Here is a 13,319-nt window from a genome sequence, read left to right on the forward strand (position 1 = left end):
GGGAACTGCTATGAACCAACCCGTGATGGAAGGCCTGCGCTTGAACGTGCCGGCTCATGTGAAACACTCTCGCCTGATTGCTTGGGTGGCCGAGATCGCCGCGTTGACCGAGGCGCGCGACGTCTATTGGTGCGACGGCAGCCAAGCCGAGTACGACCGCCTTTGCGCTCAGCTGGTGGCGGCCGGTACCTTCAAGAAACTCAATCCTGCGCTGCGCCCCAACAGCTACCTTGCCAGCAGCGACCCCAGCGATGTGGCGCGCGTGGAAGACCGCACCTATATCTGCTCGGCCAAGAAGGAAGACGCCGGTCCGACCAATAACTGGATGGCTCCGGCCGAGATGCGCCAGCTCTTGCAGACGGGTCAGAAAGACGGAACACCGGCCTTGTTCAAGGGCGCAATGAAGGGTCGCACGCTCTATGTGGTGCCCTTCAGCATGGGCCCGATCGGCTCACCGATTGCCCATATTGGCGTTGAGTTGTCGGACAGCCCCTATGTGGCCGTCAATATGCGCACCATGACCCGCATGGGCCGTGCCGTACTCGACGTGCTGGGCGAAGACGGCGTTTTCGTGCCCTGCGTGCACACCGTGGGCGCGCCCTTGGAAGCAGGTCAGGCCGATGTGAAGTGGCCTTGCAACCCGACCAAGTACATCGTTCATTACCCCGAAACCCGCGAAATCTGGTCCTATGGTTCCGGCTACGGCGGCAATGCCTTGCTGGGCAAGAAATGCTTCGCGCTGCGCATTGCGTCCACCATGGGTCGTGACCAAGGCTGGTTCGCCGAGCATATGTTGATCTTGGGCGTGACCTCGCCCGAGGGCAAGAAGTACCACTTTGCGGCAGCTTTCCCCAGCGCTTGCGGCAAGACCAATTTCTCGATGTTGATTCCGCCAGCTGCATTCAACGGCTGGAAAGTCACCACCATTGGCGACGATATCGCCTGGATCAAGCCGGGTGCTGATGGCCGCATGTATGCCATCAACCCGGAAGCCGGCTATTTCGGCGTGGCGCCGGGCACCAACACGCTGACCAATTTCAACTGCATGGCCAGCCTGAACAAGGATGTGATCTTCACCAACGTCGGCCTGACCGATGAGGGCGATGTCTGGTGGGAGGGCATGACCGACACACCGCCGGCTCACCTGATCGACTGGCAAGGCAAGGACTGGACGCCCGCCATCGCCAAGGAAACCGGCGCCAAGGCTGCGCATCCGAACGCCCGTTTCACTGTCTCGGCCATCAACAACCCGGCCCTGGATGCTGATTGGGACAACCCGGCTGGCGTGCCCATCGATGCCTTCATCTTCGGCGGCCGCCGCTCCACCACCGTGCCTTTGGCGACTGAGGCGCGCGACTGGGTCGAAGGTGTTTACATGGCCGCGACCATGGGTTCGGAAACCACTGCCGCCGCTGCCGGTCAGCAAGGCGTGGTGCGCCGTGACCCCTTCGCCATGCTGCCATTCATGGGCTACAACATGAGTGACTATTTCCAGCATTGGCTGGATATGGGCAAGAAGCTGCAGGCTTCTGGCGCCAAGTTGCCCAAGATCTACTGCGTCAACTGGTTCCGCAAGGGTGACGATGGCAAGTTCGTCTGGCCCGGCTACGGCGAGAACATGCGCGTGCTGAAGTGGATGTTGGACCGCGTGGAAGGCACCGGTCAGGGCGAGGAGCATGCCTTCGGCGTGACGCCGCGTTACCAAGACATCAACTGGAATGGCCTCGATTTCACGCAGGAGCAGTTCAACATCACCACCCATATCGACAAGGCCGCCTGGGCCGTCGAGATGAAGCTGCATGACGAACTGTTCCAGCAACTGGCCTATCGTCTGCCGGCTGAGTTGCCAGCCACGAAGTTGAAGATCGAAGCTCGCTTGGCTGCCGAATAAGCCCGAGCCTGCTCGGAATAGAAAAAGCCCGCTGATTCAGCGGGCTTTTTTTTGCCTGGTGGCTTGGGTCGTTTTGCCGCCCTACGCTGGGGCAGGGTGAGGCTCAGCGGCGGCAGTTTGCGGCGCGCAACTCGGCCGCAAACGAAGGCATGCTGGACTCATATTGCTGCGCCAGAGCCAGCAATTCGCGCTCGGCGCGGGCTTCGGCCGCGGCCGTGATGCGGGCCTTGACGTTGGCGATCAAGTGCATCCACAGGCGGGCGCCAATGGATGTGAACGATCCGCCGTGGCGGATGCTGCGGGACATGGGCAAGCCAAAGGTTTGGGTCGCGACGCTCATGGGACTTTCCTATTTGGGTGGGCTTTTGGCCCGATGGATGGATTGTCGGGTAAACCCTAGTCATGCCGCCAATGAATTGTAGGAATTGAATATATAAACTGCGCGAATATCACAGGCGTCTTCATCATGAAATTCCGTACCCTGGATCTGAATTTGCTGCGGGTCTTTGATGCGGTGATGGCCGAGCGCAGCCTGACGCGCGCCGCGGCTCGCTTGGCGATGACGCAGCCGGCCGTCAGCCATGCTTTGAAGCGCCTGCGCGAGGCGCTCGGAGAGGATTTGTTTGTGCGGCAGGCCTTTGGCATGAAGCCGACTTCGCGAGCGGAGGGTATGTGGCCCGAAGTGCGCTTGATCTTGCAGCGTCTGCAGGCGCTGTTGGTGCCGGGTGAATTTCGGCCCGCCGAGGAGGAGTACACCTTTCGTATTGCCATGGCGGATGCCACCGCTGCGTCACTGCTGCCGCCTTTGGTGGCGCAGTTGGAACAAGCGCAGGCATTGGCCAATGTGCATGTGCTGCCACTGACCACGCGCGACCCGCGCGCTCTGCTGGACCAGGGCGAGGCCGACTTTGCGGTCGGCTATTTCCCAGGTGCGGTGGCGGCGCTGCGCGCTCAGGGGGGGCAGTCGGTGATACGCCAACACCGCCTGTACGACAGTGAATATGTCTGCGTGATGCGGCGCGGCCATCCCTTGGCCGACCGGACGCTGGACCTAGACGCTTTTTGCGCCGCCCACCATCTGCTGGTCAGCTTCTCGGGCCGACCACATGGTTTTGTCGATGAAGCCTTGAGCGCCATGAATCGCAGCCGCCGCATCGTATTGACTGTTAACCAGTTTTTCACTGCTGGCCGTGTGGTGACCCGCTCCGACTTGCTGACCGTGTTGCCGGCCTCTTTTGTCGAGGCCACCGGCTACAAGGCCGAGTTGATTGAGCGCCCACTGCCGGTGCCGCTTTCGCCGGTCCATGTGGACATGCTTTGGCATCTGCGCAGCGAAAGCCGCAGCGCCCAGCAGTGGATGCGAGAACGGCTGGTCGAAGCCGCCCGTGTCGCTCAGGCTAGCGCTTTGATGACAACAGAGGCGACAATTGGCACATGAGTACACAAGACCTGACCGATGCCGAGTTTGCTGAACTCGATGAACTCCTTGCCACCACACCGGAGCCCTTGCAGGCGCTGAACGCTTCGATGCTGGATGGCTACCTCTGTGGCGTGCTGGTGCAGCCCCGCCTGATTGAGGTGGACGAATGGTTGCCAAACATCTTCGACTACGACGGTGGCGTGTTGCCGGAGGATGCAGATCCAACTTGGTTGGCACGCATCCGCGAGTTGGTTGAGCGTCGTCATTCGGCTCTGAATCGGGCCATGGTGGAAGACGGTTGGTTCGACCCTGTGGTGCTCGATCTGGAAGATGCTGCAGAAGCGGCAGACGCTGAACCCGCCACAGACGAAGAGCTCGACGCCGATGAGCGGCAAGCCCGTGCGACCTATGACGGCATGAGCCTGATCTCGCGCACGCTGATGCCATGGGTGGCCGGCTTCCAGCATGCAACGCTGTGCTTCCCCGAGCTGTCGGACATGCCCGATGACGCGGTGATGGCGGCCCTGGCGCGCCTGTATCGCCATCTGCCGGCCGAGACCGATGAAGAGAAAGAAGTCGTCGCAACGCTGGATCGCGAGCATCCCTTGAAGGACGTCGACGACGCCATTGAGGAATTGGTCGTCACCGTGGCCGATCTTTGCGACCTGACGCAAGAGCAGCGCTATCACGTGGAAACCCTGCGCCGCGAAGGCCCCAAGCTGGGTCGCAACGACCCCTGCCACTGCGGTTCGGGCCGCAAGTACAAACAGTGCCACGGCGCTAACTGATGCTTGTGCAGTTGCTTTCGGATCTCCATATGGAGACCGAAGCGTTTGAGCCCGAAGTGGCGCCTGGGGCCGAGTTGTTGATCTTGGCCGGTGATGTCGATAGCAGCTGGCAAGGCCTGCACCGTTTTCGTGATTGGCCGGTGCCGGTGATTTTTGTGCCCGGCAATCATGAATACGATGGCCGCGACATTGACGCCGCTCGGGCTGGACTTCGAGCACTGGCGGATGAGTTGGGTTTCATCATGCTCGACAACGCCACCTGCGTGCGCTTGGATGCTCAAGGGCGGCGGGTGCGCTTTGTCGGTAGCACGCGGTGGAGCGACTTTGACGTCTTCGGTCCGGCTGAGCGCGAGCGAGCGATGCGGGCCGCCGGTTATTTTCAACGGGTCATGGCAGCTTCACGGCATGGTTCGTCTTTTGATGCGGCGGCGGTGCGTGCTGAGGCTCTGGTCTGCCGAGATTGGCTGGCGCGAGAGTTGATGGCCGGCGACGCCGCCGAAGACTGGGAGGCCACCGTCGTCATAACTCATTTCGCCCCCAGTTTGCGTAGCGCTGACCCGCGCTATGGGCGCCAACCGGGTACGGCTAGCTTTTGCAATGACGATGAGGCGCTATTGCCGCAGGCTCGTTTGTGGCTGCATGGGCATTTGCATTGCCAGCACGACTATCGAATCGAGTCGGCGACTGGAGCCCATACCCGCGTCATCTGCAATGCCCGCGGTCATGTGCGAAAGGGCGAGCCGGCCCGCTTTCAGGCGCAGCATCTGATTGAGGTGTTTGCCTGAGTGGCAAGCGACTTGATGGACATCAATAGCGCGGGAGCTTCCTGTGTCAGACTGTCGGCAAGGTTGAGTAACCTGCAAAGGAGCGCATGATGAAGATTTTGGTTGCCGTTGACGGAAGCAGTTATACCAAGCGCATGTTGGCTTATTTGGCCGCGCATGACGAGTGGTTGGGTGAGACGCACCAGTACACGGTCTTGCACGTAGTGCCTGCCGTGCCGCCGCGCGCTGCAGCGGTGTTGGACAAGGAACTGTTGAAAAGCTATTACGCCGATGAAGGCGAAAAAGTGCTGAAAACGGTACGCAACTTCTTTGCCAAGCAGGGCATCAAGGCGGATTACATCAACAAGGTCGGCTCCGCCGCGGACGTGATCGCCTCAAGCGCAGACAAGGGCAAGTTTGGCTTGCTGATGCTGGGGTCGCATGGCCACAGTGCCATCGGCAACTTGGTGATGGGATCGGTCGCCACCAAGGTGATGGCGAACTGCAGCACACCGGTGCTGTTGATTCGCTGAACTGAAGTCAGCTGTTGCGCTTGGAGAGCCAAGCCAGCGGCGACTCAAGTGCGCGCCGAGCACGCTGCGATTCCAGCTCAAGCTCGGTGACGCTGGCGCGATAGTCGTCGCCTTCTTCGAGACTGGCCTCCATGCCAAACGCGGTGCCCAAATCGGCCGGGTCTTGCTCGTGGGTTGCTGCTGGGGTTCGGCGGAAGAAGCGCAATGCCGGGGCGAATCGCATATCAAACCTCGCATCTCGGTTGAATCTGGCGGCCAGATCGCCATGAGTGAACAGTGTGCGCGATGAACTGGCTTTTCGAACCCCTGAACTGGGTGGTTTAAGCGCCTCAGTTGGAGAAATGTCACGCCTCGTGACGGTGCGAACATGCGCGCCTTTCGCGCTGATTTGAGTACAACTCAGCATGGATTCGGGAAAGACCCAATATCCTACTAAGGTAGGGTTGATCTAGCTGGGCGGAGTAGGTATTCTGCCCACCCTTTTGTTCACTTTGTCACGGAATCCAATGAGCACCATGATTTTGAAATGGCTTGCCTCAAGCGTGATCGCCTTGGTGGTCGGCAGTTCTGTTTGGCTAGGTAGTTTGGTTGATCAAAAGGCGTCGCAGCCCTCGGCTTACCGGCTGGCGCTGCTGTCGACGGCACAGGCGCAACATATCAAGGTTGCGCATGCTCCTGCCATGACCGCTTCGGCGGCGCAGCGGCCCGTCAGCGGCAAAGCGATTCGCCTAGAAACTCAGTGAGCCAAGTCGGCCTTGGCGCCCAGCGCCAAGGCCTGACCGATTTGATCCAAGAGCGCGACCCGCATGGGCGCCGCCACCAGATCTGAAACCAGTTTCCATTGATGCCAGTAGAGCGTCACCTCCACGCTCAACTCCGGTCGTAGCGCCAACAAGGCGCCGCTGGCGATCAAGGGTCGCACCTGCAACTCCGGCACCACGCCAACCCCCCAGCCGCTGCATACCGCGCGCACGATGGCCTCGCTGGACGGTACATAGCGTTCCTGCAGACGGGGTGCGCGCAGCCCAAAGGCCTTGGACACCCATTGCACCTGGCAGTCATCCTTGCGGTTGAAGACCAAAAAGGGTGTGTTGGCGAAGTTGCCCTCATTCAAGCCATCGGGTAGCCGGCTGCGCATGAAGTCCGGGCTGGCCACGGCGATGTAGCGCATCACCCCCAGAGGTTGCACCAAGCAGCCGCGCAGCGCCTGGCGCACCGTGCTGACGCAGCCCAGCACCTCACCTTGGCGCAACCAGTCATGGGTGAAGTCCTGATCGTCGACCACCAACTCTAGGCCGAAGCCTTGTTTCAGGCCTTGTTGCACCACCGCATCCAAGGCCGGTAGCACCCAGGTGGCCAGACTGTCGGCGTTGACGGCGATGGCGATGCGCTCGCTCGGCGCCGCCTGCGCGCCCAGTTCCCGCGCCACATCGGTCCGCAAGGCTGCCAGCTGGCGCGCAAAGCGCAGCAGCACCTTGCCCGGCTCGGTCAAGCGCAGCGGCCGCGAGCGCACCACCAGCAACTGGCCGACCTGTGACTCCAGGCTGCGCAGCCGCTGTGAGATGGCGCTTTGGGTGATGCTCAGGCGTTGCGCTGCGCGTTCAAAGCTGCGTTCATCGGCCAGAGCGGCCAGGCAATCGAGGCCGGCGGAGTCGAGGTCTTTCATAAGTATTGCTAATGTATCCAGAGAAATATTAATTTTCCTTCTGGTTTAACCGGAGCCTGTCGACAATCCGCCCCCGACCGGTCTCGCAATGACCTGCAGTGAAGGCAGGACTTGGCCGATATTCGTTCTGGGTTTACAAACAAAGAGTGGTCCACACAGGGCCGGCTGGAGTCGCTATGAAAGTCGTCGTTTTGGGAGCCGGCATCATCGGCGTCAGCACCGCCTGGTATCTGTTGGAGCAAGGCCATGAGGTGACGGTGGTCGATCGCCAAGCCGATGCCGCCTTGGAAACCAGCTTTGCCAATGGCGCGCAAATCTCGGTTAGCTTTTGCGAGCCTTGGGCCAATGCGGGCGCGCCATTCAAGGTGGCCAAGTGGTTGTTGCGCGACGACTCTCCGCTGCTGTTCCGCCCTAGCTTGGATCCCAAGCAATGGATCTGGGGCTTGAGCTTTTTGACCCAATGCACCACCGCCGCCTTCGAGCGCAATGTTGAGCAACTGGTGCAGCTGGGCCGCTACAGCCACGAGTCACTGAAGGGTCTTGTGACGCAGACCGGCATTGAATACGACCGTCTGGAGCGCGGCATTCTGCACTTCTTCTCGTCGCAGGCCGACTTTGAGGCCGGCGCGGCCGGCGCTGAGATCATGCGTCGCCATGGCGTCGATCGACGCGTCTTGAATCGCGCCGAGGTGCTGAAGATCGAACCGGCGCTGGCCAGCTTTGGCAACAACATCCACGGTGGCACCTTCACTCCTAGCGATGAGTCCGGCGATGCCTGCGTGTTCACGCAAAAGCTCGCCCGCTTGTGTGCCGAGCGCGGCGCCACCTTCCTTTACGAGCATGATGTGCTGGCGCTGTCGCGCAATGGGCAGGGGGTCGATGCGGTGCAGATCGCCTCGGTGCGCAGTGGCAAAAAGAGCGAGTTGAAGGCCGATGCCTTTGTCGCTGCGATGGGCTCCTACACACCGGCTCTGGTGCGGCCGCTGGGGGAGTTTCTCAATATCTACCCGGCCAAGGGCTACTCGGCGACGATGAAGCTGAAAAAGCCGGATCAAGCCAGCGTGGTCAGTCTGCTCGACGACACCCGCAAGATCGCCATTTCTCGCCTCGGCGACAGCATCCGCATCGCCGGCACGGCCGAGCTCTGTGGCTTTGACTCCGACCTCAGTCGGCCGACCTCGCGGGTCCGCTGCGAGGCCCTGGTCAAGCGCTATGAAGAACTGTTCCCAGGCGTTGCCGATCTGAGCGAAACCAATTACTGGACGGGCCTGCGCCCCAGCACGCCGACCAATATCCCCTACATCGGCCGCAGCAAGAAAGCGTCCAATTTGTGGATCAATGCCGGCCACGGCACCCTGGGTTGGACCCACGGCGCCGGCTCCGGCCATGCCATGGCCGAGTTGATGGCCGGGCGTCGCCCACCGCTGGAATTCAGTTTCTACGGGGTCTGAGCGGCGTAGCTGACCGCATCGCGGTCAAGCTTGTGACTCTGTTGGAAGGGGCTGGCCGTTACAATCCGCGCCCCTCCCGTCGTCGTCTGCCATGTCCTCCACGTCCTCTTTTTGCGCCATTGACTTTGGCACCTCAAACTCTGCCATTGCGATTCCGCGCCAAGACGGCAGCGGTGCCATGCGGCTGGTGGAGTTGGAGGCCGGCCAGCCAACCATGCCGACGGCGGTGTTCTATTTCGTGGAAGGTCGTCACGATGCTGACGGCCCACCGCGCGCCTTTGGTCGTGCCGCCGTGGCGGCCTATGTCGAGGGGGTTGATGGGCGCTTGATGCGCTCGATGAAGAGCATCCTCGGTTCGGGTCTGATCGATCAAACCACCGATGTCGGTGGCGGCCGCGGGGTCAAATACTCGGACATCTTGTCCGGCTACCTGAAGCGGCTTCGCCAGACCGCCATGAACTCGGCCCAGGCCGAAGGTCGGCCGCAGAATTTGAATCAGTTGGTGCTGGGTCGGCCGGTCTTTTTCGTGGATGGTGAGCCGGCCCGCGACGCCGCGGCACAGGCGTCCCTGGAGCAAGCCGCGCGCGCGGTGGGTTTCGACGAGGTGCATTTCCAGTTCGAGCCGATTGCCGCCGCCTTCGACTTCGAGCAGCACAGCGAACGCGAGCAGATCGTTCTGGTCGCCGACATCGGTGGCGGAACCTCTGACTTTTCGGTGGTACGGGTTGGGCCCGAGCGCATGCAGCGTGTTGATCGCCGCGATGACATCCTGGCCAACCACGGCGTGCATATCGCCGGGACCGACTTCGACCGCCACGTCGAACTCGCCAGTGTGTTGCGCGAGTTTGGCTACCGCTCTTACGGCCCTGAGCGGCCCGGCTCGCCGGCGCGCGAGGTGCCCAGCGGCGTTTATTTCGATCTGGCCACCTGGCACTTGATCAACACCGTGTACAGCCCTCTGCGGGTCGCCGAGTTGCGCAATATGCGCAGCTTCTACGGCAATCTGCAGCACCACCAGCGCCTGATGACGGTGGTCGAGGACCATCTGGGTCATGAGCTGGCAGGGCGCGCCGAGGCGGCCAAGATCGCGGTGGCCAATGGTGGCGACACCGTCATCGACCTGGGCGTGGTTGAGAATGGTTTGCAAATCGAATTGACCGAGACGGTGGCCGTGGCCGCCATCGGCGCCGACATCGACCGTATCGCCCAAGCGGGCCGCGAGGCCGTTGCCCAGGCCGGTCTGAAGCCCGAGCACATCGATGCCTTGTATTTCACCGGCGGCTCGACCGGTTTGCGGCTGCTGGCCGAGCGGATTGCGGCCGACTACCCGGCCGCCGTGCAGGTGCGGGGCGACCGTTTTGCTTCGGTGGCGACCGGTCTGGGCCTGCATGCAGCGCGCTTGTTTCGCGCCTGAGGTCTAGCGCATCGCGGGCATCTATCGCGAGGATTTTTAGAGGCAAGTCTCAAAAGCGAGCGCTCAGCATCAGGCAAACTAAGGGTTAACCCACCCACTTGCCTCTGCATGAAAACAACTGTTACCGCTCTCGCGTCTTTTGTGACTCTGACGGCTCTGGCCGCTCCCGCTGCTGTTGCAGCGCCGTTGACGGCGCAGCAAATCCTGACGCAGTTCAATTTGGTCACCTTGGGCGACGCGGTATCCAGCAACCAGCAGGTGGACGGTCGCAGCTTCATCGGCGGCAGCCTGATTGGCGGGAAATTCGGCATGTGGCCGGGTGCGATGGGGAGCTCTGACTATGCCGGTCTGACGGTCATGGGTTCGGCTAGCGGCGTGCAGGTGCACCACCAGGGCGCTGTGGTCTTGGGTAGCTTGAGCGATAGCCGAGTCATTCAGGGCAGCAGTTCGGTGCTCGGTACTGCGCTTAACAACCACTTCAACGGCCCGAGCTATGTGGCGGGCGCCAGTGCCAACAACAAGTTCAATGGCGGCAAGCTCAGCCAGGCTACAGCCGCTGCGCAAGCGGCGAACAACAGCAATTTCGCCGCTGAGATTAAAGGCCTGTCTTCATCTTTGAGTCAGCTGGCCAGCACGGGCAGCACGGTCAATATCAGCGACCAGGGAAATCGCGTGACCTTCAGCGCGGTGGCCAACAGCCAAGGCTTGGCCGTTTTTGATCTGAGCAGCCTGGACAAGCAGATCTTCTCCAAAGGCGAGTTCGCTTTCGATCTGAAGGGCGCCAATACGGTGATCTTCAATGTTGACGAGACCAGCCTCAACTTCGCCAGCAAATTCTTGAACGGCAGTGCGTCCGAACTGGGCAGCAAGGTGATCTGGAACTTTCACCAAGCGACCGACCTCACCATCCACAATCAATTCGGCGGCGTGATCCTGGCGCCCAATGCCACGCTGAACAACTACAACACCATCCAGGGTTCGGTCTTGGTCAACCAGTTGAATCAGGGCGGCAAGATCACGTGGAACGGCTTCACTGGTGATATCACCACGGCCGTTCCTGAGCCTGCCACTTACGCCCTGTTGCTCAGCGGCCTGGGCCTGTTGGGCTGGCTCGCCCGAGGGCGCCGGCCAGACGCCAGCTAATCCGCCGAGTTTTCAGTAACGGCCGCGCGGCGGCGGCCCGCGCCTTGCGGGTGGGCGTTGTGGCGCCTCGGGTTTGGCCTGGGGGCGCGACACATCGGCCAGCATCAAACAGGCGCTGACCAGACTCTCGACCGCCTCTTCCAGATTGGCGGCAGGCTCCAGCGACTCAATTTCTTCCAGCAAGTCATCGGCGTCTTCCAAATCCTCAGGGTCGATGTGGCGGAAGATGGCGGCCAGCGGCTCCAGCAGATCGGCCGCGTTTTTGCGCATCAAGTCGGGGAACAGTTCGCAAGCCAGAGAGAAACCGGCCACCCAGGGGAACAAGACCTCGGACGGATCGGACTCATCGTCCCCGTCGTCGCCTTCTTCATCCTCGTATTCGCTGGCCAGCTCAAACACCCAGGGATCAAACCATTGGCGCTGGGTGATGGCTTGGTTCAGCTGTTGATAGCGGCGCTTGACGAGGGCCATCAAGGCCTTGCTGTCGAAACCCGCGGGTGGGTTGCGACCTTCTTCGCTGTCCAGCACATGGCGTGACCAGTCAAAGGTTGGTACGGCCTTGGGTTGTAGCAAGACACCGACCAAATAACCATCCAGCATGCTGACATCCAGTGGCTCCAAGGGGGCTGGCACGCGGTCCAGCATGTCTTGGAGTTGTTCCATCTCGGCTTCGTCCAGTGGCCGCAACGGCGCCGGCGGCGTTGGCTGGCTGTTCATGGGCTTGCGAGCCGGCGCCGAGCGCTGAGCAGGCCCGCGGGCTTGAGCCGGCGAGCGCGAGGAGAAAGAACGTGGTGGCTTGGCTTGATTCATCTTGCTATTGTCCCGCCGAACCGGGCTTGGCGGCAAAACCTTGCCCTCGCTAGAGTCGCTGCTGACTTTCGGCATCCCACTTGGTGGGGATGGCGGCGACAGGGGCGAGTCTTTACAGTCATCAGCAAGCAAGTCACGTAACCAATGCCTTGCACCGATCCCAACGACGTCCTTTCGAGGACTTTCAACGCCCACCTGGCTTGCTAGGCGGGCGTTTTTTTTGGGTCTTTGTCGGGTCTGGAGTCGGCACTTTGCGGACATCCGACTTGGAGCGACTGCTTGCCGGCCTTAGCGAAAGAGCAAAGGCTGTGGTTGAGCAGGCCGACTGGGCACTCTGCCCCGCTCCTGTCCCCCGCCCCGGGCTTGCGCCCGATGGCCTCGGCAAGAGGAACACTAAAGTCCGCAAAGTGCCGGTTCCTACCTTCTCCGAACACTCTCGAGCGACTTTGGTCGTGGATGGTTTTGTGCGACGCCTACCGTGCAGGCAGGAATCCCGTCGCTAGAACCTGCCGAAGGTGATCGATCAAGAGGCGCAAGGGGCGCGGTGTGTGGTTGGTCCAGGGGTAAACGGCATAAATGGCGTCGCCGAAAAAACCGACCGGGCGCCAGTCGGGCAAAACCTCGACCAGGGCGCCACTTTGCAAGGCTGGCGCAGCACTGAAGTCGGGCAGCAAGGCCAGACCTAAACCGTCCACGGCTGCGTCGCGCAAGATTTCACTATTGCTGGCACGCAGGGGGCCTTGCACCGGGACGCGCAGGCGCTGCGGTTCCTCGCTGGCGGGGCCGCGCTCGAAAAGCCAGAACGCCGGTCCCGGCCGCAGATAGGGCAGGCAGGCGTGCTCGCTCAACTGCATCGGGTCATTGATCTCGCCGCGTCGCTGCAAATAGCTTGGGCTGGCCACCAGCAGCGCCCGCGAGGCACAAAGCTTGACGGCCACATGGCTGTCCGGTGGCGCGCTGCAGTGGCGGAAGGCCAGATCGAAGCCTTCCTGCGCCAGCGGTACCAAACGGTCGGAGAGATCGAGTTCGATACGGATTTCCGGGTATTGCCGAAAAAAATCATGCAATGCCGGCGCGATATGTTGCCGGCCGAGTGCGACCGGGGCGGTGACACGCAAAAGCCCGCGCGCCTGTCCGACCGCGTCGCGCGCAGCGTTCAGCGTGCGGCCGATGTGAGCGAAGCTGGCTTCGGTCTCTTCCACCAGGCGCTGACCGGCTTCACTGAGCCTCACCGACCGGGTGGTGCGCGCCACCAGGGTCACGCCCATGGCGCGCTCGAGTTCGCTGATGCGCTGGCTGATCGCTGCCTTGGACAGGCCCAGGCGCTGCGCCGCCTTGGTGAAGCTGCCAAGCTGCGCAATCACGGTCAAGGCGTGCAGTTGGCCCCACAGCACGTCCTGCCGAAGTTCAGAGGGTTTTGTCATGATTGTTCATATTAC

14 protein-coding genes are annotated in these 13,319 nt (G+C 61.6%); 9 read left to right on the forward strand and 5 right to left on the reverse strand.

The genetic code is table 11. The features are described from left to right. Positions 1 to 10 precede the first annotated feature (10 nt). Positions 11 to 1,891 (forward strand): phosphoenolpyruvate carboxykinase (GTP), encoded by a 1,881-nt coding sequence (locus tag WG899_RS04615; protein WP_339594447.1) that lies wholly within the window; start codon positions 11 to 13, stop codon positions 1,889 to 1,891. Between the two features lie 103 nt (positions 1,892 to 1,994). On the opposite strand, the gene WG899_RS04620 is transcribed toward WG899_RS04615, so the two are convergent. After that, on the reverse strand, positions 1,995 to 2,231 hold the full coding sequence (locus WG899_RS04620; RefSeq protein WP_339594448.1) for a hypothetical protein: 237 nt from the start codon (positions 2,229 to 2,231) through the stop codon (positions 1,995 to 1,997). A 126-nt stretch (positions 2,232 to 2,357) separates the two neighbouring features. On the opposite strand from WG899_RS04620, the gene WG899_RS04625 reads away from it, so the two are divergent. The 4 genes from WG899_RS04625 (at position 2,358) to WG899_RS04640 (ending at position 5,396) form a co-directional block, all read left to right on the forward strand. Next, positions 2,358 to 3,329, forward strand: coding sequence for a LysR family transcriptional regulator (locus WG899_RS04625; RefSeq protein WP_339594449.1), 972 nt, complete (start codon positions 2,358 to 2,360; stop codon positions 3,327 to 3,329). Beyond that, on the forward strand, positions 3,326 to 4,099 hold the full coding sequence (locus tag WG899_RS04630) for a UPF0149 family protein (protein ID WP_339594450.1): 774 nt from the start codon (positions 3,326 to 3,328) through the stop codon (positions 4,097 to 4,099). Before WG899_RS04625 ends, WG899_RS04630 begins: the two co-directional genes overlap by 4 nt. Beyond that, positions 4,099 to 4,884, forward strand: coding sequence for a metallophosphoesterase (locus WG899_RS04635; RefSeq protein WP_339594451.1), 786 nt, complete (start codon positions 4,099 to 4,101; stop codon positions 4,882 to 4,884). The genes WG899_RS04630 and WG899_RS04635 overlap by 1 nt, the downstream gene beginning before the upstream one ends. 89 nt (positions 4,885 to 4,973) lie before the next feature. Beyond that, positions 4,974 to 5,396, forward strand: coding sequence for a universal stress protein (locus WG899_RS04640; RefSeq protein ID WP_339594452.1), 423 nt, complete (start codon positions 4,974 to 4,976; stop codon positions 5,394 to 5,396). A gap of 7 nt (positions 5,397 to 5,403) precedes the next feature. Here the strand turns inward: WG899_RS04640 and WG899_RS04645 are convergent, their stop codons facing one another. Continuing rightward, positions 5,404 to 5,619, reverse strand: coding sequence for a hypothetical protein (locus tag WG899_RS04645; protein ID WP_339594453.1), 216 nt, complete (start codon positions 5,617 to 5,619; stop codon positions 5,404 to 5,406). Positions 5,620 to 5,911: 292 nt separating this feature from the next. Between WG899_RS04645 and WG899_RS04650 the strand changes: the two genes are divergently transcribed. Then, positions 5,912 to 6,139 (forward strand): hypothetical protein, encoded by a 228-nt coding sequence (locus WG899_RS04650; RefSeq protein WP_339594454.1) that lies wholly within the window; start codon positions 5,912 to 5,914, stop codon positions 6,137 to 6,139. Here WG899_RS04650 and WG899_RS04655 read toward each other — a convergent pair. Further along, positions 6,133 to 7,062: a LysR family transcriptional regulator ArgP gene (locus WG899_RS04655; RefSeq protein ID WP_339594455.1), complete on the reverse strand. Its 930-nt coding sequence runs from the start codon at positions 7,060 to 7,062 to the stop codon at positions 6,133 to 6,135. The genes WG899_RS04650 and WG899_RS04655 overlap by 7 nt on opposite strands. A gap of 176 nt (positions 7,063 to 7,238) precedes the next feature. On the opposite strand from WG899_RS04655, the gene WG899_RS04660 reads away from it, so the two are divergent. The 3 genes from WG899_RS04660 (at position 7,239) to WG899_RS04670 (ending at position 11,070) form a co-directional block, all read left to right on the forward strand. Continuing rightward, on the forward strand, positions 7,239 to 8,513 hold the full coding sequence (locus WG899_RS04660; protein WP_339594456.1) for a D-amino acid dehydrogenase: 1,275 nt from the start codon (positions 7,239 to 7,241) through the stop codon (positions 8,511 to 8,513). A 91-nt stretch (positions 8,514 to 8,604) separates the two neighbouring features. Further along, positions 8,605 to 9,927, forward strand: a complete 1,323-nt coding sequence (locus WG899_RS04665; protein WP_339594457.1) for an Hsp70 family protein — start codon at positions 8,605 to 8,607, stop codon at positions 9,925 to 9,927. A 108-nt stretch (positions 9,928 to 10,035) separates the two neighbouring features. Then, a complete protein-coding gene (locus WG899_RS04670) occupies positions 10,036 to 11,070 on the forward strand; it encodes a collagen-binding domain-containing protein (protein ID WP_339594458.1) in 1,035 nt (344 codons plus the stop codon). 12 nt (positions 11,071 to 11,082) lie between these two features. On the opposite strand, the gene WG899_RS04675 is transcribed toward WG899_RS04670, so the two are convergent. Together WG899_RS04675 and WG899_RS04680 are read right to left on the reverse strand one after the other, a co-directional pair. Then, positions 11,083 to 11,880, reverse strand: coding sequence for a YecA/YgfB family protein (locus WG899_RS04675; protein WP_339594459.1), 798 nt, complete (start codon positions 11,878 to 11,880; stop codon positions 11,083 to 11,085). A 473-nt stretch (positions 11,881 to 12,353) separates the two neighbouring features. Beyond that, a complete protein-coding gene (locus tag WG899_RS04680; protein ID WP_339594460.1) occupies positions 12,354 to 13,304 on the reverse strand; it encodes a LysR family transcriptional regulator in 951 nt (316 codons plus the stop codon). Positions 13,305 to 13,319 lie beyond the last annotated feature (15 nt).

Source organism: Paucibacter hankyongi, assembly GCF_037482915.1.
GTDB classification, from domain to species: Bacteria; Pseudomonadota; Gammaproteobacteria; order Burkholderiales; family Burkholderiaceae_C; genus Paucibacter_A; species Paucibacter_A hankyongi.